19 protein-coding genes and 1 tRNA gene are annotated in these 22284 nt (G+C 49.8%); 7 read left to right on the top strand and 13 right to left on the bottom strand.

The window, feature by feature from the left end:
- Nucleotides 1-3 precede the first annotated feature (3 nt).
- Complete coding sequence (gyrB, locus tag FRZ59_RS08370; protein WP_132129462.1) at nucleotides 4-1956, bottom strand: DNA topoisomerase (ATP-hydrolyzing) subunit B; 1953 nt, start codon at nucleotides 1954-1956, stop codon at nucleotides 4-6.
- A 181-nt stretch (nucleotides 1957-2137) separates the two neighbouring features.
- Between gyrB and FRZ59_RS08365 the strand changes: the two genes are divergently transcribed.
- A complete protein-coding gene (locus FRZ59_RS08365; protein ID WP_132129461.1) occupies nucleotides 2138-2749 on the top strand; it encodes an OmpH/Skp family outer membrane protein in 612 nt (203 codons plus the stop codon).
- A 575-nt stretch (nucleotides 2750-3324) separates the two neighbouring features.
- On the opposite strand, the gene FRZ59_RS08360 is transcribed toward FRZ59_RS08365, so the two are convergent.
- Nucleotides 3325-3717 (bottom strand): RNA-binding S4 domain-containing protein, encoded by a 393-nt coding sequence (locus tag FRZ59_RS08360; protein WP_132129460.1) that lies wholly within the window; start codon nucleotides 3715-3717, stop codon nucleotides 3325-3327.
- 75 nt (nucleotides 3718-3792) lie between these two features.
- Between FRZ59_RS08360 and FRZ59_RS08355 the strand changes: the two genes are divergently transcribed.
- From FRZ59_RS08355 to FRZ59_RS08340, 4 genes are read left to right on the top strand one after another with little or no spacing between them, the layout of a single operon-like run.
- On the top strand, nucleotides 3793-4611 hold the full coding sequence (locus tag FRZ59_RS08355) for a 2,3,4,5-tetrahydropyridine-2,6-dicarboxylate N-succinyltransferase (RefSeq protein ID WP_132129459.1): 819 nt from the start codon (nucleotides 3793-3795) through the stop codon (nucleotides 4609-4611).
- 9 nt (nucleotides 4612-4620) lie between these two features.
- Nucleotides 4621-5670, top strand: coding sequence for a glycosyltransferase family 9 protein (locus FRZ59_RS08350; protein WP_207910294.1), 1050 nt, complete (start codon nucleotides 4621-4623; stop codon nucleotides 5668-5670).
- On the top strand, nucleotides 5667-6251 hold the full coding sequence (locus FRZ59_RS08345; RefSeq protein WP_132129458.1) for an L-threonylcarbamoyladenylate synthase: 585 nt from the start codon (nucleotides 5667-5669) through the stop codon (nucleotides 6249-6251). Before FRZ59_RS08350 ends, FRZ59_RS08345 begins: the two co-directional genes overlap by 4 nt.
- Nucleotides 6252-6291: 40 nt before the next feature.
- Nucleotides 6292-7695 carry a CCA tRNA nucleotidyltransferase gene (locus FRZ59_RS08340; protein WP_132129457.1) on the top strand — a complete coding sequence of 468 codons (1404 nt, stop codon included), beginning with the start codon at nucleotides 6292-6294 and terminating at the stop codon, nucleotides 7693-7695.
- A 31-nt stretch (nucleotides 7696-7726) separates the two neighbouring features.
- Here the strand turns inward: FRZ59_RS08340 and FRZ59_RS08335 are convergent, their stop codons facing one another.
- Nucleotides 7727-8416, bottom strand: a complete 690-nt coding sequence (locus FRZ59_RS08335; protein ID WP_132129456.1) for a helix-turn-helix transcriptional regulator — start codon at nucleotides 8414-8416, stop codon at nucleotides 7727-7729.
- Nucleotides 8417-8476: 60 nt separating this feature from the next.
- Here FRZ59_RS08335 and FRZ59_RS08330 point away from each other — a divergent pair, with 60 nt between their 5' ends.
- Together FRZ59_RS08330 and miaA are read left to right on the top strand one after the other, a co-directional pair.
- Entirely contained in the window at nucleotides 8477-9085 is a 609-nt protein-coding gene (locus FRZ59_RS08330) for an IS1096 element passenger TnpR family protein (protein ID WP_132129455.1), read from the top strand.
- A 9-nt stretch (nucleotides 9086-9094) separates the two neighbouring features.
- Complete coding sequence (miaA, locus tag FRZ59_RS08325) at nucleotides 9095-9997, top strand: tRNA (adenosine(37)-N6)-dimethylallyltransferase MiaA (RefSeq protein WP_132129454.1); 903 nt, start codon at nucleotides 9095-9097, stop codon at nucleotides 9995-9997.
- A gap of 518 nt (nucleotides 9998-10515) precedes the next feature.
- Here miaA and FRZ59_RS08320 read toward each other — a convergent pair.
- From FRZ59_RS08320 to FRZ59_RS08275, 10 genes are all read right to left on the bottom strand, one after another.
- On the bottom strand, nucleotides 10516-10827 hold the full coding sequence (locus FRZ59_RS08320; protein ID WP_132129453.1) for a DUF3467 domain-containing protein: 312 nt from the start codon (nucleotides 10825-10827) through the stop codon (nucleotides 10516-10518).
- 113 nt (nucleotides 10828-10940) lie between these two features.
- The gene (gene rpoC / locus FRZ59_RS08315) at nucleotides 10941-15224 is read right to left on the bottom strand and encodes a DNA-directed RNA polymerase subunit beta' (RefSeq protein WP_132129452.1); all 4284 of its coding nucleotides are present in this window, start codon (nucleotides 15222-15224) and stop codon (nucleotides 10941-10943) included.
- 17 nt (nucleotides 15225-15241) lie between these two features.
- Nucleotides 15242-19048 (bottom strand): DNA-directed RNA polymerase subunit beta, encoded by a 3807-nt coding sequence (gene rpoB, locus FRZ59_RS08310; RefSeq protein WP_132129451.1) that lies wholly within the window; start codon nucleotides 19046-19048, stop codon nucleotides 15242-15244.
- Between the two features lie 121 nt (nucleotides 19049-19169).
- Nucleotides 19170-19547: a 50S ribosomal protein L7/L12 gene (gene rplL / locus FRZ59_RS08305; protein WP_132129450.1), complete on the bottom strand. Its 378-nt coding sequence runs from the start codon at nucleotides 19545-19547 to the stop codon at nucleotides 19170-19172.
- 64 nt (nucleotides 19548-19611) lie between these two features.
- A complete protein-coding gene (rplJ, locus tag FRZ59_RS08300) occupies nucleotides 19612-20133 on the bottom strand; it encodes a 50S ribosomal protein L10 (RefSeq protein WP_132129449.1) in 522 nt (173 codons plus the stop codon).
- A gap of 2 nt (nucleotides 20134-20135) precedes the next feature.
- Nucleotides 20136-20834, bottom strand: coding sequence for a 50S ribosomal protein L1 (gene rplA / locus FRZ59_RS08295; protein ID WP_132129448.1), 699 nt, complete (start codon nucleotides 20832-20834; stop codon nucleotides 20136-20138).
- Nucleotides 20835-20847: 13 nt separating this feature from the next.
- Nucleotides 20848-21291, bottom strand: a complete 444-nt coding sequence (gene rplK / locus FRZ59_RS08290; protein WP_132129447.1) for a 50S ribosomal protein L11 — start codon at nucleotides 21289-21291, stop codon at nucleotides 20848-20850.
- A gap of 93 nt (nucleotides 21292-21384) precedes the next feature.
- Nucleotides 21385-21924, bottom strand: coding sequence for a transcription termination/antitermination protein NusG (nusG, locus tag FRZ59_RS08285; RefSeq protein ID WP_132129446.1), 540 nt, complete (start codon nucleotides 21922-21924; stop codon nucleotides 21385-21387).
- Between the two features lie 12 nt (nucleotides 21925-21936).
- Nucleotides 21937-22128, bottom strand: coding sequence for a preprotein translocase subunit SecE (gene secE, locus FRZ59_RS08280; RefSeq protein WP_132129445.1), 192 nt, complete (start codon nucleotides 22126-22128; stop codon nucleotides 21937-21939).
- A 35-nt stretch (nucleotides 22129-22163) separates the two neighbouring features.
- A tRNA-Trp gene (locus tag FRZ59_RS08275) sits at nucleotides 22164-22234 on the bottom strand.
- Between the last annotated feature and the right edge of the window lie 50 nt (nucleotides 22235-22284).

Raw genomic sequence — 22284 nt, 5'->3', positions numbered from 1 at the left:
AGTTTAAATATCGATCTTGGCGTATTTGGCATTACGCTCAATGAACTCACGGCGCGGCGCTACTTCATCGCCCATCAGCATGGAGAATACATGGTCGCACTCGGCGGCATTTTCAATGGTCGCCTGTCGCAGGGTCCGTGTTTCCGGGTTCATGGTGGTATCCCACAACTGCTCGGCGTTCATTTCTCCCAAACCTTTATAACGCTGCACACCCACGCTTTCTTCACGGCCATTGCCTTTCAGGCGCTGGATGGCCTGGTCGCGCTGTTCATCGGTCCAGCAGTACTCCTGTTCTTTTCCTTTTTTTACCAGGTACAGCGGCGGCGTGGCAATGTAAACATACCCGAACTCCACCAGCTCCTTCATATAACGGAAGAAAAAAGTCAGGATAAGCGTGGTAATGTGTGATCCGTCCACGTCGGCGTCGGTCATGATCACGATCTTGTGATAACGGAGCTTATCGAGATTAAGCGCCTTGTCGTCTTCAGCAGTACCAATGCTTACCCCTAAAGCCGTAAATATGTTTTTTATTTCCTCGTTCTCATAGATCTTGTGTTCCATCGCCTTTTCCACGTTCAGGATCTTTCCCTTCAGCGGCAGGATAGCCTGGAAGTCGCGGTTACGGCCTTGTTTGGCTGTTCCGCCTGCCGAGTCCCCTTCCACCAGGAATAATTCGCACTGAGCAGGATCGGTAATGGCACAGTCCGCCAGTTTGCCGGGTAATCCGGTACCCGAAAGCACGTTTTTCCGCTGGACCATTTCGCGGGCCTTCCTCGCAGCCTGCCGGGCAGTAGCCGCCAGGATCACCTTATTGATGATCATTTTGGCCTCCCTCGGATGTTCCTCCAGGTAAATACCCAGCACTTCGCCAACGGCAGTATCCACCGCGCCCGTCACCTCGTTATTTCCAAGCTTGGTTTTGGTCTGGCCTTCAAACTGCGGCTCCTGGACCTTCACGGAAATGACTGCGGTCAACCCTTCCCGGAAATCGTCACCGGTGATCTCTATTTTGGCATTTTTCAGCAGGCCTGATTTTTCGGCATAATTCTTCAGGGTACGCGTAAGGCCCCTCCGGAATCCGGCAACATGCGTTCCACCCTCTATGGTATTAATATTATTTACATAGGAGTGTACGTTTTCATTATAGGTGCTATTATACTGCAGCGCAATTTCAATGGGGGTGCCGGCTTTTTCGCCGGTCATGTAAACAGGCTCGGGTATCAGCGGTTCCCTTGTCCCGTCCAGGTAGCTTACAAACTCCTTTAACCCGCCTTCGGAATAAAAGGTTTCGCTCAAAAACCCGTCTTCTCTTTCTTCCCGTTCATCGGTTATGCTAAGCTTTATCCCTTTATTTAAAAAGGAAAGTTCCCGGAGGCGGGAAGCCAGCGTATCGTACTTGTATTCGGTGGTAATAAAGATGCTGTCGTCCGGCCAGAATGTAACAATGGTACCCGTGTCGTCCGCTTCACCGATTTCCTTCACATCATACCTCGGGATTCCCTTGTCATACTCCTGTACGTAGATCTTTCCTTCACGATGCACCTCCGCACGAAGTACAGTAGATAGCGCATTTACGCAGGAAACCCCTACCCCGTGTAATCCACCCGATACTTTATAGGTGTCCTTATCGAATTTTCCGCCGGCATGAAGCACGGTCATTACCACTTCCAGCGCGGAACGGCCTTCCTTTTGGTGCATGCCCGTAGGAATACCCCGGCCGTTATCCCGTACGGTAATGGATTCATCCTTATGAATAGTTACAAAGATCTCATCGCAGTACCCGGCCATGGCCTCGTCAATGGAGTTGTCGACCACTTCGTAAACCAGGTGGTGAAGCCCTTTAAAACCAACATCTCCGATATACATGGCTGGTCGTTTCCGCACAGCCTGTAATCCTTCAAGAACTTGTATATTATCTGCCGAATAGTCTGATCTATTGATTGTTGTTTCGCTCATTATTTGTACATATATTATACAAAAATAACGATTTTTACCCTAAAATTGAAATATTCCGGCACGCTATCCACATTTGTGCATAATTTTTGAGGCGGCTCGCAACCGGCTTAAAAGAATTACAGCGGCGATTTCAAAAAGAAGTGGAAAAAGTGTAACATCGCAGGACATAAAAACGCAAACAATGATGCAAAAGATGATCTCCGGACAGCGCATAATCTCCGGGCGAGGTATAATGACAATGAGTTTCCTGGCAATTATAATGGCTTCCTGTAATCAGCCGGCCCCCTCAGGCGGCAATCCTGCCCCTGAGCAGGTTCCTCCTGCAGCAGATGCTATTGTTTATGTAAATTCCGATACACTCCTTGCCAAATACCAATTCTTTAAAGACCTGCAGGCAGAACTTGAAAAGCAAGGAAAGTCCCTGGAAAGCCAGGTAAGCAGCCGGACAGGCAACTTTCAGAAACAGGTGAGCAATTACCAGCAAAATGCAGCTACCATGACGCCGGGCGAACGCCAGAGTACGGAACAAAACCTCGGGAAAGCCCAGCAGGAACTCCAGGCCTTCCAGCAGAAGGTAAGCCAGGACCTGATGAAAGCCGAACAGGATGCGAACGATAAGCTGCATAGCAAAGTACAGGCATTCCTCCAGGAATACGCCGGCCTGAACGACTATAAATTTGTATTAACCTACAGCCGCAGCAATAATGCCGTACTATTCGCCGACTCCACCCTGGACGTAACCGACGAGGTACTGAACGGACTGAATGCCGCTTATGCGAAAGAGAAAAAATAAACTTTTTTAGTTCAACGTTCCAAGTTCAAGGTTTAACGTTCCAAGTTTAAAGTTTTTAGTTTTTAGTTTTTAGGCGTATGTCCTAATTACGCAGTTACTGTTTTTGGTTCAAAGTTTTTAGGCGCATGCCTTGTGACTAATGTCCGCAACAAACGGGAGTCATAGTTTTTAGTTTATCGTTTTTAGTTTTTAGTTTTTAGGCGCATGCCTTGTGACTAATGTCCGCAACAAACGGGAGTCATATTTTTTAGTTTATCGTTTTTAGTTTTTAGACGTATTTCTACTGACTTCGCACAGCCTGTAGCTCAACTGTAAATCTCAGCGCGCACAACTAAAACACATAAGGGTCAAGCCTAAACCCAAAACATCAAACAAGAAACATTGAACCTCAAATTTGGAACTTTAAACCTTGAAATTGGAACTTTGAACTTTAAACCTTGAACTTGGAACTTTTGAACCTTAAACCTTGAACTTTAAACCAGAAACTTTAAACCAAAAACTTGAACTTTGAACCTTGAACCTTGAACTTTGAACTTCGAACTTTAAACCAGAAACTAAAAATTAAAAACTAAAAACTAAAAGTTGTCGTTTGAACGAACCTGATCCATTTCCCGGCGTTCTTTTTTGGTGGGGCGGCCGGCGCCCCGGTTACGTTTGAATACGGGCGTATGAAAGGCCGAAGGGAAAGCCGGATTTTCTTCCGGAGGCGTGATGTCTTCAAAAAACAAGGCAGCGGTTGCAGCATCTACCCGTCTTTCCAGGAGGTCTTTTACCCGGACAACTTTTTTTGATCCGCCTTTTTGAATACTTATTTCTTCAGATACCTTTACGACGTGGGAAGGCTTTACGCTTTTGCCGCTAATTTTTACCTTACCTGATTTACATGCCTCGCTGGCGAGGCTCCTGGTCTTAAAAAGACGCACAGCCCATAACCATTTGTCTATCCGGGACTTCTCCTTTTCACTCATGTCCAAATTTACCAATTATAAAATTCTGCACAAAAAATGCGTTCTTTGCAGTATAGTTGATTTCACAGTTGCAACATGAAAGTAGAATTAAGAGAAAAAATTGAAAAAGCCTGGGAAGATCGTTCCATGCTGACTTACCCGGACGTCATTGAAGCAATCGAAGTAACAATAGGCCTCCTGGATAAAGGCGACCTGCGGGTGGCGGAGCCTGTGCTGAATACCTGGCATGTAAACGATTGGGTAAAAAAAGCGGTCATTCTTTACTTTCCTACGCAGGAAATGCGGGAAATAAAAACCGGTCCTTTTGTTTTCCATGACAAGATCCCTCTTAAAACTAATTTTAAGGAGTTGGGCGTACGCGTAGTGCCGCACGGACTTGCAAGGCATGGCGCATTCCTTGCCAAGGGGGTTATTATGATGCCTTCTTATGTAAATATCGGGGCTTATGTGGATGAAGGCACCATGGTGGATACCTGGGCTACGGTCGGCTCCTGTGCGCAGATCGGAAAAAATGTACACCTTAGCGGAGGTGTTGGGATAGGCGGTGTGCTGGAACCTGTACAAGCTGCCCCGGTGATCGTTGAAGACGGCGCCTTTATCGGCTCACGCTGCATTGTGGTTGAGGGGGTTAAGGTGGAAAAAGAAGCGGTTCTGGGTGCTAATGTTGTACTGACAGCTTCGACGAAGATCATAGACGTGACGGGAGATGAACCGGTGGAATACAAGGGAGTGGTTCCCGAACGGTCCGTGGTTATTCCCGGCAGCTATACCAAAAAATTCCCGGCCGGGGAATTCCAGGTTCCCTGCGCCCTGATCATTGGCCGCAGAAAAGCGTCAACAGATCTTAAAACTTCCCTTAACGATGCGCTCAGGGAATATAATGTAGCTGTCTAAGCTGTTAACGTGTTAAACGGGATCATCGAAAAAAATACCGGGCGGGCGAAAAGCCGGGAGGCTGGCAAAAGCTTCCTGATCATTCAAACAGCGTTCATAGGGGACGTTGTCCTGGCTACGGTATTGATCGAAAAGCTACACAGGCATTTTCCTGATTCACGGATAGATTTCCTGCTTCGGAAGGGAAATGAAGGGTTATTAAAAGGCCATCCTTTTCTTAACGAAGTACTGATCTGGGAAAAGGGAGCCGGTAAATACAAAAATTTGCTTTCCCTTTCTCGTGAAATACGCAGAAAAAAGTACAGCGCCGTTATTAACCTGCAGCGATTTGCCGCGACGGGGGCATTAACGGCTTTCTCCGGAGCCAGCCGCAGCATTGGATTCAATAAAAACCCGCTTTCGTTTCTTTTCACAAAAAAGGTAAAGCATGTTTTCGGAACCGGAGAAGATGCGAAACATGAAGTGGAGCGAAACCTGGACCTGGTCAAAAGCTTTACGGACTTTGAACCGGAAATGCCGCGGCTGTATCCCTCTGATGCCGATTTTGATGCGGTGGCGCCGTTTAAAGGCTCCGCCTATATTTGCATTGCCCCCACCTCTGTTTGGTTTACCAAGCAATTTCCCCTTGATAAATGGATAGAATTCATCCAATTGCTTCCGCCGAAATTGCCGGTTTACCTGTTGGGGGGAAGCGGGGATGCCGCCCTGTGTGAAGACCTGCGTCAGCTTACCCGCCGGGAAAGCGTGCGAAACCTTTGCGGGCAGCTGAGCTTTCTTCAGTCTGCCGCCCTGTTAAAAGACGCGGTAATGAATTATGTGAACGATTCTGCCCCGATGCATCTTTGTTCGGCAATGAATGCCCCGGTGACAGCGGTTTACTGTTCCACGGTTCCGGCATTTGGCTACGGACCGCTATCCGCTAATTCACATATTGTCCAGCTGGCAGAGCCGCTTTATTGCCGGCCCTGCGGCCTGCACGGTTACCGCGAATGCCCGGAAGGGCATTTTAAATGCGCACGTCTTATAGATCCGATGCAATTATTAAATACCATGCCATGAAAGGATTAAGCCCTACACAGGAGGCATTGAACCGGGCACTGGAGGTTCTGAAAAACGGAGGCATCCTGCTCACCCCTACTGATACGGTCTGGGGACTGAGTTGTGACGCGACCAACGAAGAGGCCGTTGAAAAGCTGATCCAGCTGAAGCAGCGGCCGGCAGGGAAAAGCTTTATCGTACTGCTCGACGCCGATTATAAGCTGGAGCAGTACGTCCGGGATGTCCCCGGAGTAGCTTATGACTTGATCGAATATGCGGAGAAACCGCTGACCATCATCTTTCCCGGCGCCCGGCGCCTGGCGTCCAGCGTCATTAACGAGGACGGCAGCGTAGGGATCAGGATTGTGCGGCAGCCTTCTTTCTGCCGTAAACTCCTGGAAAAATTTCGACATCCTATTGTTTCCACTTCGGCCAACCTCAGCGGCCAGCCGGCGCCCGCGATCTTTGAGGAGGTGGATGAAATACTTATAAAAGGCGTGGATTACGTGGTCCCCGCAAAGGAGGCCACACCCGGAACCCCCCGGCCCTCCACAATCATCCGGCTCGGCCCGGGAGGCGAATATTCCCTGATCCGTAAATAAACGGGCAGGAATATTTGCGGGGTTTCTTATTTTTGCCTGGATGCAGCAACACCTCTCACATCCCGTATTTGCTATTATCGCGGAAACAGCAGCAGAAACCGGTCAGGAAGTTTATGTAATAGGCGGCTTCGTCCGGGATCTGTTCCTGGGGCGTCCTTCCAAAGATGTGGATATCCTGGTCGTTGGCAATGGCATTGCTTTCGCACGGGAGGTGGGAGAAAAGACGGGCAGCAAGGTGGCGGTATTTAAGAATTTTGGTACTGCCATGCTGCGCTACCAGGACCTGGAAGTGGAATTCGTTGGCGCCCGGAAAGAATCCTACCGGAATGATTCCCGCAAGCCTATTGTGGAAGACGGAAACCTGGAAGACGATCAGAAGCGACGTGATTTTAGTATAAACGCCATGGCCATTGGCCTGAACGGGCCTTATTTCGGAGAAGTAGTCGATCCTTTCGGAGGAATGGACGACTTGAAGGCCAGGATCATTCGTACGCCGCTTAATCCTGAAACAACCTATTCAGACGACCCCTTGCGGATGATGCGCGCCATACGTTTTTCCGCACAACTGGACTTCAGGATTGAGGAACATTCGCTGGAAGCCATCAGGAGCCAGCGTGAACGCATTCGTATTGTTTCCCAGGAACGGATTACGGACGAGCTGAATAAGATCATTCTTGCAGACCGGCCGTCCATCGGCTTCCGGCATTTATTCGACACCGGCCTGCTGCAGCTCATCTTTCCCCAGATGGCTGCGCTCCAGGGAGTGGAAACGATCAAAGGAAAATCGCATAAGGATAATTTCTATCATACGCTGGAGGTACTTGATAATATCTCGGAACATACGACCGACCTCTGGCTGCGCTGGGCCGCCATTCTACATGATATTGCCAAACCGGCTACCAAGCGTTTTGATCCCAGGGCCGGATGGACCTTCCACGGACACGAAGACCGGGGCGCCCGCATGGTGCCTAAAATTTTCCGGCAGCTGCGCCTTCCGCAGGATGAAAAAATGAAATTTGTGCAGAAAATGGTCGCGCTGCACCTCCGCCCGATAGTACTGGCACAGGAAATAGTGACCGATTCAGCGGTACGCAGGCTGCTGTATGACGCCGGTGATGACATTGATTCCCTGATGACCCTTTGCAATGCCGACATCACCACCAAAAACGAGTACAAAATAAAGAAGTACAAGCAAAACTTTGAACTCGTAAAGCAAAAACTGGTGAACGTGGAAGAAAGGGACCGTATGCGCAACTGGCAGCCCCCGGTTAGCGGCCATGATATCATGGAATTATTCGGGCTGAAAGAGGGCCGGGAAGTGGGCATTCTGAAAAACAGGATTCGCGAAGCCATTCTTGACGGCGACATTCGCAATAACCGGGAAGAGGCGCTGGCTTTGTTACGTCAAATAGGCGGGGAAATGGGCTTAACAGCGGCAGGCTGAATCCCGCTTGCGGAAACAGTATCCTGAAGGATCAAAAATCTACCGGTAAGGTCTTCATGTAATCGTTAAGGTCTATATGATCGGTTTTCCTGAATGGAAGTCCGGTTTTACTCACTTTCAGTATGCGGGAAACCCTGAAATCCCGGTAGCCCGAACGGAGATGGCACCAGGCAACCAGGTGCCAGTTAAAGGCGTAAAAGATAAGGCCGAGAGGTTCCGCCTGCCTTTTGCTTTGTTCCTCTCTGGTATTCTTATAATCAATCTCAATGATCTCCCTGGAAGAAATCGCTTCCTGCAGTTCCGAGAGATATTCAAAGTCATGCTGGTAGGAAGCCGGCAACTGTATTTTTATCTGCCCGGCAAGTATCTCCAGCTTATCCTTTTGGGAGGTCCTTAAAACTGCCTTTACTTTATTCAGGGCATTGGTATAATGCTCTCTGATAGACTTATCGGCAAACCCGGAGGCTACCGTTTCCATGAGGAGCAGGGCGTTTGCTTCTTCGGAGCTAAAGGAAACTGGGGGCAGGAAGTATCCCTGGACAATACAATATCCTTTGTAGGGCTCAAAGCTAAGGGGGATGCCCAGTTCAGTAAGCGCTTTCAGGTCGCGGTAAACGGTGCGCTCGCTGATCCGGAATTTACCTGCTATCCACTCAACGCTGGCATGCTTCTTGGATTGCAGTAAGATCAAAATTCCAAACAAGCGATCGATTCGATTCATTTTTCCGTATTTACGCAAATAAGCAATCTTTTTCTATTTTTGCAAAAATCAGCAAAAAACATGGCTGTTTACCGTTTTAGAGTTGCTTTTGAGGATTATGATGGATTCCGGGACATTGATATCCGGTCCAACCAGACATTTGAAGATTTGCACTATGCTATTCATCAGGCCATTGGCTATAAAGCAGAGTACGCTTCTTCTTTTTATGTGAGTAATGATCAATGGCATAAAGGAGAAGAAATAGCTCTTTTTCCCAGTGAAAAAAAGAAAGCGGCAGGTGTGAACCTGATGAAGGACACGAAACTGAGTAAGTTTATCGATGACCCTCATCAGAAATTTTACTATATCTTTAATTTTGAACAGCCGCTTGACTTCCAGGTGGAATTAATCCGCATTATGATTGAAGCCGATCCAAAAATCACGTACCCCCATTGCGTAAAATCCTCCGGGGAAGCGCCAAAACAGTTCATAGTCACTACCGCGCCGCCGGCGCCAGGTGATGAGTTCGAAGAAGATGACCTGGGACCGGATGACGAAAACAAGATGGACCTGGAAGAATTCGGCATAGACCAGGACGAACACGAAACCGAAGCGGATGAACATAACGATGAATTCGAAGGTGCGGAAGGAGACGATATCGGCTTCGAAGATAACGAAGAGGATTATTAGCCGTATGCCTTGAGTTCCAAAATACTGATCGTCATTTCGGGCCCCACCGCATCGGGGAAAACAGCCCTGTCAATTGAGCTGGCCAGGCACTATCAAACCGAAATAATTTCCGCCGACTCCCGGCAATTTTACCGGGAACTGCCAATTGGAACTGCCCAACCTTCCGCTACCGAACTAGCTGCCGCTCCCCATCATTTTATCGCATCCAGGAGCGTTTTTGAGGAATTAAACGCCGGCCGTTTCGAGGCCGAAGCCCTGGAACTCATTTCCCGGCTTTTTAAGGTACACGACCAGCTGATTCTCACAGGCGGCTCGGGCTTGTTCATCGATGCGGTTTGCCGCGGCCTGGATGAGCTGCCCCGGGTAAACCCCGGAACAAGAGAGGCGCTCAATCAGAAGCACCGGGAGGAAGGCCTGCACCCCCTGCAGGAAATGCTCCGCGAAGCGGACCCCGTTTACTATGAAAAGATCGACCTGAACAATCCCCAGCGCGTGATCAGGGCGCTGGAAGTATTCATTTCGAGCGGAAAGCCGTATTCTTCCTTCCTGAAAGAAAATGCCAAACCCCGCCCCTTCCGTATCCAGAAATTTGCCATTGACCTTGAACGTTCCCTGCTGTACGAACGGATCAATGCAAGGGTAGATGCGATGCTGTCCGCTGGCTTGGTAGAGGAAGCCAGGAAGGTCTATCCTTACCGGCATCTGAAAACCCTGGAGACCGTAGGGTATGCCGAATTGTTTGAATATTTCGATGGCCATATCTCATTGGAAGAAGCCGTTGAACTTATCAAGCGGAATACCCGGCGCTTTGCAAAAAGGCAGGTCACCTGGTTGAAACGGGATCCGGAAGTCATCTGGGTTCGGGCCGGGGACTTTTCGAAGATTCCTTTGCTGGTTGCAAGCGGCGCGTAAGGCCGGCGCGCGGCGGCGGGGGTTGATTGTGCCCGGACTCGCTCAGGCGATTCTTGCGGGGGCCGCAAGAATCAACATCGCTCGCTGCGGACGCAATCAAGCCCTGGGCCGCCTCCCCCACCCCTGCACACGAATCCGTTCAAAAATACGACCAGGCTAATCAAGCGCTGGGCCGCCTCTCTCCGCAACCCCGAAACACGGGTCTGTTAAAAAAACAAAGGCCGGGGGCTTATCCGTTTGACTCGGTTAATTCTCATACTTTCGAATCCATGAGGACGGTTTAGTTTGGGCGAGAGCGGCCCGATGCGCTTACTTCAACGGGCGCAAGGATAATCTGAGGTGGGTTGAGTGCTGCCTAAATGTGCGCGGGCCAGCGCAGCCCGCTATTTTCGTGCCCGGAGCGAGCGATGTTGATTCTTGCGCCGCTGCGCAAGAATCGCCTGAGCGAGTCCGGGCACAAAAATAGCCCGCTGCGCGTGGAGGGAACACTCATTCGCTAAAGGTCACCCGGCCCAAAATCAAGCCTGCGCGACCGGCCCTCCAAAGTTCATGGGTATGGTAGGAGGCCCTTCCTTTACTTCAATTTTCCCGTTCAGGGCTTCGTATTTCTGGATATTATCGTTCAGGGCTCCCAGGAGGCGCTTGGCATGTTCAGGGGTAAGAACGATTCTTGACTTCACTTTGGCCTTCGGAACCCCGGGCATTACCCTTATAAAATCAATGACGAACTCCGAAGTGGAATGCGTAATAATAGCAAGATTGGAATAAACGCCTTCAGCTACCTCTTCAGTTAACTCGATATTCAACTGGGTCTCGTTTTTCTCTTCCATGGTATTGTGTTTACATTTCGTTAAAAATAACAAAATTTTGACTTGTCCGGGCAGGAAATAAAAAAAGGCCGGCCCCGTGGGGTCAGCCTTTTTTATTTTAGGAACACAGGGATTTAATCCTGTTCTACTTCTTGCTTCGATGCGAGTAAGCGATCGTATTCCTCCTGCGAGCCGACAATCAGCTTATCATAGATACGCATACCTGTTCCGGCCGGGATCAAATGTCCGACAATGACATTTTCCTTCAACCCGAGCATGGTATCCGCCTTTCCGCTGATTGCTGCTTCATTGAGTACCTTCGTTGTTTCCTGGAAGGAAGCCGCCGAGATAAAGCTCTTGGTACCCAAAGATGCACGGGTAATCCCTTGCAGCAAGGGGCTGGAAGTAGCCGGATGAGCATCGCGTACTTCTACGAGTTTCAGGTCCTTCCGCTTCAGCTGCGCATTTTCATCACGAAGTTTGCGCAGGCTGATAATCTGGCCGGCCTTGAGGTTGGGAGAGTCACCCGATTCGGTAATTACCTTTTTATCGTAGATCCAGTCGTTCTCTTCCATGAAGTCCAGCTTGCTGACCGATTCCTTTTCCAGGAAGCGGGTATCTCCCGGATCATCAATGGTAACCTTCTGCATCATCTGGTGTACGATCACTTCAAAGTGCTTATCATTGATCTTCACACCCTGCAGACGATATACTTCCTGTACTTCGTTCACGAGGTACTCCTGTACGGCGCCCGGCCCTTTGATTGCCAGGATATCCGCCGGGGAAATGGCCCCGTCAGAAAGCGAGGTCCCCGCCTTTACAAAGTCATTATCCTGTACCAGGATATGCTTGGAAAGGGGAACAAGGTATTTTTTGGTTTGTCCGTCCTTGGATTCAATAATGATCTCCCGGTTGCCGCGCTTGGTACCGCCCAGCGTTACCACACCGTCAATTTCGGTGACGACAGCGGGGTTAGACGGATTCCGTGCTTCGAACAGCTCGGTAACCCGCGGCAGACCACCCGTAATGTCCCTTGTTTTACCGGCGGCGCGGGGAATCTTCACCAGTACCTGTCCGGCTCTGATATTCTCACCGTTCTCTACAATGATATGCGCACCCACCGGGATATTATAGGACTTTTCCTGGCCGTTCTTCCCGATCACGCTGATAACAGGGTTTTTGGTCTTATCGCGGGTATCGATGATCACCTTTTCACGGTGCCCGGTCTGTTCATCGGATTCTTCCCGGAAAGTTACCCCTTCCAGTACCGATTCAAACTCAATCTTACCCGCGAAATCCGATACCATTACCGCGTTATACGGATCCCAGCTGCAGATAAGGTCGCCTTTCTCAAGCTTCTGGCCTTCCTTGACAAACAATTGCGCCCCATAGGGAATATTATTGTTCATCACCACTTTGCCCAGGCCCTCGTCAACGATCCGTAATTCTCCGGACCGCCCGATCACTACCCGCACATCTGCGCCTTCACTATTCTTGGTGTCCACCGTGCGGACGTTTTCAAATTCTACTTTACCGCTGAATTTTGCAACGATCTGCGATTCAGCCGCAATGTTGGAAGCGGTACCCCCTACGTGGAAAGTACGCAGCGTAAGCTGGGTACCCGGCTCGCCGATGGACTGAGCGGCGATAACGCCTACGGCTTCCCCGATCTGTACCAGTTTCCCGGTAGAAAGGTTACGTCCGTAGCATTTCGCACAAGCTCCGCGTTTCGATTCGCAGGCAAGTACGGAACGGATCTCTACTGACTCAATAGCCGAAGAATCAATTGTCCGCGCCTTATCCTCATCAATCTCATCGCCGGCAGCCACAATCAGCTCATTGCTGAGAGGATCGTAGACATCGTGCAGTGATACCCGGCCCAGGATCCGCTCATATAAAGGCTCCACGATGTCTTCGTTATCTTTCAATGCCGAAGTGGTTACCCCGCGAAGCGTACCGCAGTCGTTCTCGCTGATCACCATATCCTGCGCCACGTCATGCAAACGGCGGGTCAGGTAACCGGCGTCGGCCGTTTTAAGGGCGGTATCCGCGAGACCTTTCCTGGCACCGTGCGTGGAAATAAAGTATTCCAGTACGGATAATCCTTCCTTGAAGTTGGACAGAATGGGGTTTTCAATGATTTCCCCTCCTGAACCGGACTTCTGCGGTTTGGCCATCAGTCCACGCATGCCGCAAAGCTGGCGAATCTGCTCTTTGGAACCACGGGCCCCGGAATCCAGCATCATGTAAACCGAGTTAAAGCCCTGGTTGTCTGTTGCCAGCATTTTCATCACGTTGTCGGTAAGCCGCGAGTTGATACGCGTCCAGATGTCGATCACCTGGTTGTACCGCTCATTATTGGTGATGAAGCCCATGTTATAGTTGGTCCAAACTTCTTCAACTTCGGCCTGAGCGCCATTGATAAGCTTCAGCTTTTCTTCAGGGATGGTCAGGTCAAGCAGGTTAAATGACAGCCCGCCCTTGAACGCGATCTGGAATCCCATTTCCTTTATATCATCAAGGAACTGGGCTGTACGCGCCATACCTGTTATCTTCACTACCTCGCCAATGATATCCCTGAGGGATTTCTTGGTAAGCAGCTGGTTAATAAAGCCAACTTCCTTGGGAACCACTTCATTGAACAACACGCGTCCAACGGTAGTCTCAATCATCTGGTTAACGGCTTCGCCTTTTTCAAGGACGTCCACTTTCACCTTTATATTGGCGTGAAGGTCAACTGTTCCCTCGTTATAGGCAATCCGGACTTCCTCCGGACCGAATAAGGTCATTCCTTCTCCTTTCACGGGATGGCCTTCCTCTGATTTACGGCCCTTGGTAATATAATAAAGTCCAAGTACCATGTCCTGCGAAGGAACAGTGATGGGGGTTCCGTTGGCAGGATTCAGGATATTGTGGGAAGCGAGCATCAGCATTTGCGCCTCAGCTACCGCGGCATGGCTTAAAGGAACGTGAACAGCCATCTGGTCACCGTCGAAGTCGGCGTTGAATGCCGTACAAACCAGCGGGTGCAATTGAATGGCTTTTCCTTCCACCAGTTTTGGCTGGAAAGACTGGATCCCTAGCCTGTGCAGCGTAGGCGCCCGGTTCAGCAGTACCGGGTGGCCTTTCAGGACATTTTCAAGAATATCCCATACCACAGCGTCTTTACGGTCTACTATCTTTTTCGCCGATTTAACGGTTTTTACGATTCCTCTTTCGATCAGCTTCCGTATAATAAAAGGCTTGAAGAGTTCAGCGGCCATGTCTTTGGGTAAGCCGCACTCATGCAGTTTAAGCTGGGGGCCTACCACGATCACCGAACGGCCGGAATAGTCTACGCGCTTACCTAAAAGGTTCTGGCGGAAACGCCCCTGCTTGCCCTTAAGGATATCCGAAAGCGACTTCAGCGCCCGGTTACCTTCGGTTTTCACCGCGTTCACCTTCCTGGAGTTGTCAAACAGGGAGTCCACGGCTTCCTGGAGCATACGCTTCTCGTTGCGAAGGATCACTTCAGGAGCTTTGATCTCGATCAGCCGCTTCAGGCGGTTGTTACGGATAATTACCCGGCGGTACAGATCGTTCAGGTCGGAAGTCGCAAAACGACCGCCGTCCAGGGGTACCAGGGGCCGCAGTTCCGGCGGGATCACCGGCACGATCCGTACGATCATCCATTCCGGCCTGTTCTCGATCCGGGTATTGGCGTCACGGAATGCTTCTACCACCTGCAGGCGCTTCAATGCTTCGTTCTTACGCTGCTGGGAAGTTTCATTGGCGGCCTGGTGTCTCAGATCGTAGGATTGCTGGTCCAGGTTCAGCCGGCGAAGGAGGTCTTCCAGCGCCTCGGCACCCATTTTGGCAATGAATTTATCGGGATGATCGTCATCCAGGTACTGATTCTCCTTGGGAAGCGTGTCCAGTATGTCAAGGTATTCTTCCTCGGTAAGGAAATCAAGATACTGGATACCGTCTTCCGCCTTTACACCCGGCTGGATCACGACATAACGTTCGTAATAAATGATCAGGTCCAGCTTTTTCGTGGGAAGGCCCAGCAGGTAACCGATCTTGTTAGGCAGGGAGCGGAAGTACCAGATATGCGCTACCGGAACTACCAGGTGAATGTGGCCCATACGCTCGCGACGAACCTTTTTCTCTGTCACTTCCACCCCGCAGCGGTCACATACGATCCCTTTATAGCGGATACGCTTGTATTTTCCGCAGGCGCATTCGTAGTCCTTAACAGGGCCGAAGATACGCTCGCAGAACAAACCGTCGCGTTCCGGCTTATAGGTCCGGTAATTGATGGTTTCCGGCTTCAGGACTTCCCCGCTGGAACGTTCAAGGATCGTTTCAGGCGAAGAAAGACTGATCGTAATTTTCGTGAAATTACTTTTGATCTTTATATCTTTTTTATATGACATGGTCAAAAATTATAACCTTAATCTAATGTAATATCCAGCCCTAAACCGCGGAGTTCATGGATCAGTACGTTGAAGGATTCCGGTACGCCTGCCGTAGGAAGGTTTTCACCCTTCACAATGGCTTCGTAGGTCTTGGCGCGGCCAATCACATCGTCGGACTTCACAGTAAGTACTTCCTGCAGGATGTTGGAAGCTCCGAAGGCTTCCAGCGCCCATACTTCCATTTCCCCGAAACGCTGCCCGCCGAACTGCGCCTTACCTCCCAGCGGCTGCTGGGTGATGAGTGAATACGGCCCGATGGAACGGGCGTGCATTTTGTCGTCTACCATGTGGCCCAGCTTCATCATATAAATGATACCGACGGTGGTTGGCTGGTGGAAACGTTCCCCGGAAAGCCCGTCATGCAGGTAGGTACGGCCGGCTTCGGGAAGTTTTGCCTTATGGATCCATCCTTCCACTTCGTCATGTTCGGCGCCGTCAAAGATAGGCGTGGCAAAATTGACGCCCAGTACCTGTCCGGCCCAGCCGAGTACGGTTTCGTAGATCTGCCCGAGGTTCATACGGGAAGGTACGCCAAGCGGGTTGAGTACAATGTCCACAGGGGTTCCGTCTTCCAGGAAAGGCATGTCTTCTTCACGCACGATCCTGGCTACGATCCCTTTGTTCCCGTGGCGGCCGGCCATCTTATCGCCTACTTTCAGCTTCCGCTTCTTGGCGATATAAACTTTGGCCATTTGTACGATACCGGAAGGCAGCTCGTCACCTACGCTGATCGTGAATTTTTCCCGCCGGTAACGTCCTACTTCCTCGTTCAGATTAATGTTGTAATTATGCAACAGCTGCTTAATTAACTCGTTCTTATCTTCGTCAGTAGTCCATTTGAGCGGATTGATGCTGTCATAATTCAGATCATGCAGCATCTTCTGGGTAAATTTGGCCCCTTTCGGTATCAGCAGCTCCTTATGGCTGTTATATACACCCTGGGACGTCTTTCCGTTGACCAGCTGGAACAGCTTGTCAACCAGGACGCCTTTCAGGGCTTTGAGGTTATTCTGATGCTCTTCCTCCAGCTTGTCCAGCTGGCTCTTTTCTTCGGCCTTATTTGTTTTCTTCGCCCGGGAGAAAAGTTTCGTATCGATAACCACTCCCTTGATGGACGGAGAAGCCTTTAACGAGGCATCCTTTACGTCGCCTGCCTTGTCGCCGAAAATAGCGCGCAACAGTTTCTCCTCCGGCGAGGGATCCGTTTCCCCTTTAGGGGTGATCTTGCCGATCAGGATATCTCCTTCGTTTACTTCTGCTCCGATACGGATCACACCGTATTCATCCAGGTCCTTCGTGGCTTCTTCGCTCACGTTGGGGATGTCGGATGTGAATTCTTCCTCTCCGCGTTTGGTATCCCTCACCTCCAGCTCAAACTCTTCGATATGGATGGAAGTAAAGATGTCTTCGCGTACCACCCGCTCCGAAATTACGATCGCATCTTCGAAGTTGAAACCCTGCCAGGGCATGAAGGCAACCTTCAGGTTACGTCCAAGGGCCAGTTCCCCGTTCTGGGTAGCATAGCCCTCGCTCATTACCTGTCCTTTTGTAACGCGCTGCCCCTTCTTTACAATGGGCTTCAGGTTTATACAGGTATTCTGGTTGGTCTTCTTGAACTTGGTCAGCACATAGGTCTTGGTATCGTCCACGAAAGAAACCAGCCGCTGCTCGTCGGTACGGTCATAACGGATGATGATCTTTTCCGCATCCACATATTCCACCACACCTTCGCCTTCTGCATTGATCAGCGCCCTGGAATCACGTGCAACGCGGCCTTCCAGTCCGGTGCCTACTACGGGCGCCTCGGGGCGAAGCAAGGGCACTGCCTGCCGCTGCATGTTCGATCCCATGAGCGCACGGTTGGCATCGTCATGCTCCAGGAAGGGGATCAGGGAAGCAGCGATGGAAGTGATCTGGTTTGGCGCCACGTCCATCAGCTGGATCTTTTCCGGTTCAATAACCGGGAAGTCTCCTTCGTACCGGGCCTTCACGCGGGGATTAACAAAATTTCCTTTTTCGTCAATCGGTGCATTTGCCTGGGCGATTACCTTCCGGTCCTCGTCTTCCGCGCTCATATAGATCACCGCGTCTTCCACCTTTACCCGGCCGTCATCTACTTTCAGGTAAGGAGTTTCAATGAAGCCGAGGTTATTGATCTTCGCATGGACGCAAAGAGAGGAGATAAGGCCGATATTCGGTCCTTCCGGCGTCTCAATAGTACATAAACGCCCGTAGTGGGTATAATGCACGTCACGCACCTCGAAACCCGCCCGTTCCCTGGAAAGACCGCCGGGTCCCAAAGCAGATAAACGCCTTTTATGCGTGATCTCCGCCAGGGGATTGGTCTGGTCCATGAACTGGGACAGCTGGTTGGTGCCGAAGAAGGAATTGATGACCGACGAAAGCGTACGGGCATTGATCAGGTCTGTAGGCGTGAATACCTCGTTGTCACGGATATTCATCCTTTCTCTGATCGTGCGCGCCATACGGGCCAGGCCTACGCCAAACTGCGCGTAAAGCTGCTCGCCTACGGTACGCACGCGCCGGTTGCTCAGGTGATCGATATCATCCACCTCTGCCTTGGAATTGATCAGCTTGATCAGGTATTTCACAATGGCGATGATATCCGCTTTGGTAAGCACTTTTACATCTTCAGGCGTGTCCAGGTTCAGTTTCCGGTTGATCCGGTAACGGCCCACATCGCCAAGATCATAACGCTTGTCGGAAAAGAAAAGGCGCTCGATAATTCCTCTTGCGGTTTCTTCATCGGGCGGTTCCGCATTCCGGAGCTGCCGGTAAATATGTTCTACCGCTTCCTTTTCGGAATTGGAAGTATCCTTTTGTAATGTATTATAAATGATCGCATACTCGGCGGTGGTGGCGTCGTCCTTGGAAAGGATGATGCTTTTTACCCCCGCATCGGTAATGAGATCAATGTGTTCTTCTTCAAGAATGGTTTCCCGCTCGAGGATTACCTCGTTACGGTCAATGGAAACTACTTCGCCGGTGTCTTCATCCACAAAATCCTCCACCCATTTCCTCAGCACGCGGGCGGCAAGCTTCCGCCCTACCTGCTTCTTAAGACCGGACTTGCTAACCTTCACCTCATCGGCAAGGTCAAATAGCTCCAGAATATTTTTATCGGAGTCATAGCCGATTGCACGCAATAATGTGGTTACCGGGAATTTCTTTTTCCGGTCAATATAGGCGTACATGACGTTGTTCACGTCGGTGGCGAACTCGATCCAGGACCCTTTAAAAGGGATCACCCTGGCTGAATACAGCTTGGTCCCGTTCGTATGGCGGCTCTGGCCGAAGAATACGCCGGGTGAGCGGTGAAGCTGTGAAACGATGACACGCTCCGCCCCGTTGATTACGAACGTTCCCTTGGGGGTCATGTAAGGAATAGTTCCCAGGTACACGTCCTGTACGATGGTCTCGAAATCTTCATGATCCTCATCGTTACAGGAAAGCCGCAGCTTGGCTTTCAGGGGAACGCTGTAGGTCAGCCCGCGATCGATACATTCAGGAATGCTGTACCGCGGCGGATCTATATAATAATCCAGGAACTCGAGTACGTAGATGTTCCTCGAGTCCGTGATCGGAAAATTCTCACTAAAAACCTTGTATAATCCTTCCTTCGAACGGTTGTCAGACGTAGTTTCCAGCTGGAAAAACTGCTGGAAGGATTGCATCTGCACATCCAGAAAATCAGGGTAATCAATTATATGCCTGCTTTTGGCAAAATTAACCCTATCTACATTTTTGTTTTGAGTTGCCAATGAACTATTGTTTTAGTTGAACACTTGGATCATACAGCTATGCTAATCATAGCGATGGGTATAAACAGGCATAGACCCTCCGGATGAAGGGTCTTGCCTGTTTTTATGTTAAGACTTTTCGTTACTTAACTTCAACCTTTGCACCGGCTTCTTCAAGCTGTGATTTAAGTGATTCAGCTTCTTCTTTGCTTACACCTTCTTTAACAGCTTTAGGCGCACCGTCTACCAGTTCCTTGGCTTCTTTCAAACCAAGTCCGGTAAGATCCTTTACCAATTTTACCACGGCCAGCTTAGCTCCGCCGGCTTCGGTAAGTACTACGTCAAATGACGTCTTTTCTTCGGCAGCGGCTGCCTCACCGCCGGCCGCAGGACCGGCAACAGCCACAGCTGCTGCAGCAGGCTCGATGCCATACTCATCCTTCAGTATCTGAGCAAGCTCATTAACTTCTTTTACTGTTAAGTTTACCAACTGTTCAGCAAACGTTTTCAAATCTGCCATCTTATGAATTTTAAAGAAAAATTTTACAAAATTGTTTTAATTCAGGAACATTTTACGGCGGTTCCTACTCGCCTCTTTCAGATAAGGTCTTTACAATACCAGCCAGCTTGCCGCCACCCGATTGAAGGGCAGATACCACATTCCGGGCAGGTGACTGAAGCAGGGCAACCACATCGGCGATAAGTTCGTTCTTCGACTTCAGCGATGCCAGCTGCTCCAGCTGGTTATCTCCGATGAAAAACGACTCTTCCACGTAGGCGCCCTTGAGAACCGGTTTGTCTCCTGTCTTGCGCAGTTCCTTGATCAGCTTTGCCGGAAGATTGGCGGTTTCAGAGAACAACAAAGTGGATGATCCCTTTAACACATCATATAACCCGGCATAGTCCGTGCCAACCGCTTCCATGGCCTTACGTATCAGGGTGTTCTTTGCCACCTGTACTTTAATACCTTTTTGGAAAGCTTTGCGGCGGATCACATTGATCTGCGAAACAGTAAGCGCTGAGGTGTCGGTAATGTAAAACCCGTTGTACGACCTGATCAATCCGGTCAGGTCATCAACAATCTGCTGTTTATCTTCTTTCCTCATGTTTAGATCCCCGCGATTGTTTTAGTTTCAATGGCTATACCGGCACTCATGGTACTTGACAAATAAACGCTCTTGAAATATGTTCCCTTCGCAGAGGAGGGCTTCAGACGGGAAATGGTCTGGATAACTTCCAGCGCATTTTCGTAAAGCTTCTCGGGAGTGAAAGAAACCTTTCCAACAGAAGTGTGGATGATACCGGTCTTGTCGACCTTGAAATCGATCTTACCGCCTTTTACATCCTGGATAGCTTTCCCAACCTCATTAGTAACCGTTCCGGTTTTTGGGTTGGGCATCAGGTTACGGGGTCCCAATATGCGACCGAGTTTCCCGACTTTTGCCATGCAGGAGGGCATAGTGATCACGATATCCACATCGGTCCATCCTTGTTCGATCTTCTGGATGTACTCATCCAATCCAACATGGTCAGCCCCGGCGTCTTTGGCCTCCTGCTCCTTATCCGGAGTGCAGAGTACCAGCACCCGAATTGACTTGCCGGTTCCATGAGGTAAAACGGCAGTTCCACGCACCATCTGATTAGCTTTGCGGGGATCCACTCCCAGACGTACGTCCAGGTCAACCGAAGCGTCAAACTTCGTCGTCGTGATATCCCGCACCAAAGCCGTTGCTTCAGACAATGAGTATACTTTGCCTGCCTCTAATTTGGCCATCGCATTCTTGCGATTCTTGGTTAACTTTGCCACTTCTTTTTATTTATTAATTGTTCCAGGGAGCTTCACCGTTCACGGTGATTCCCATACTACGCGCCGTTCCGGCCACCATCCGCATTGCCGACTCTACCGTAAAGGCGTTGAGGTCAGGCATTTTGTCTTCAGCAATGGTGCGCACCTGGTCCCAGGATACGGAACCCACCCTTTTACGGTTAGGTTCTGCTGAACCGCTCTTCAGTTTGCAGGCGTCTTTCAACTGTACTGCTACCGGAGGGGTTTTGATGACAAACTCGAATGATTTATCGGAATAAACGGTAATTACAACAGGAAGTACCTTGCCTTGCTGATCCTGGGTCCTGGCATTGAACTGCTTGCAGAACTCCATAATATTCACCCCCTTGGCACCCAACGCGGGTCCCACGGGAGGTGAAGGATTGGCCTGGCCTCCCTTTACCTGTAATTTAACGTACCCAGCTATATCCTTTGCCATTGTTTGTTAATTGTGATTTTTGTGATGGAAGCAATGAAAATGTAACAATCTATAATTCTAAGAGCTCATATTCCTTTTCAGGCTTTCAGGAACTTAGTCCTTTTCTACCTGCATGTAATTCAGCTCAAGTGGGGTGCGCCGTCCAAAGATCTTCACCATTACCTTGAGCTTCTTCTTCTCTTCATTCACCTCTTCAATAACGCCGTTAAACCCGTTAAAGGGCCCGTCCATTACCTTCACACTCTCACCCACGTAAAAGTTAAAGTTCATGGCTTCACCTTTGGCGGACATCTCGTCTACCTTGCCCAGGATCCGGTTCACCTCCGACTCGCGCAAAGGTACCGGGTTGCCCTGCTCGCCCAAAAAGCCGATTACGCTGGGAACATTCTTGATGGTATCCGTCAGTTCTCCGTCCAGCTGGGCTTCAATAAGTACGTATCCGGGGTAGAAGTTCCTTTCTTTGGCGATCTTTTTCCCTTCCCGCATCTGGAAATACTTTTCCATAGGAATTAAAACCTGCGGGACCAGGTGGTTGAGGCCCATGCGGTTAATTTCCGACTCAATGTATTGCTTGACCTTCTTTTCTTTCCCGCTTACAGCCCTGACTACATACCACTTTAATTGATCACTCATTTTCCCGGCTGTTTAATTGATCCCGTAAAATAACTTGATGAGATTCTCAAAAACAGAGTCCATGGCAAATACGATCAGTGCAATGATCAGCGATGCCACCAGCACCACCACGGAACTGCTTTGCAATTCCCGCAGGGTAGGCCAGGTAACTTTATGTAACAGCTCGTTACGCGACTCCTTAATATATGAAATGATCTTACTCATCTTTTATTTTTAGATCCGTTACTCAATTCTGTAAGCACGGGTGCCTGGATTCGAACCAAGATCAACGGTTTTGGAGACCGCTATTCTACCATTGAACTACACCCGTTTCAACTGATTCTGCACTTGCGGCAATGCAGAACGTATTAAAAAATTAGC

Source organism: Anseongella ginsenosidimutans, from assembly GCF_008033235.1.
In the GTDB taxonomy this organism is placed as follows: Bacteria; Bacteroidota; Bacteroidia; order Sphingobacteriales; family Sphingobacteriaceae; genus Anseongella; species Anseongella ginsenosidimutans.
The sequence above is the reverse complement of the archived record's forward strand: the minus strand, read 5'-3'. Positions and strand labels throughout refer to the sequence as shown.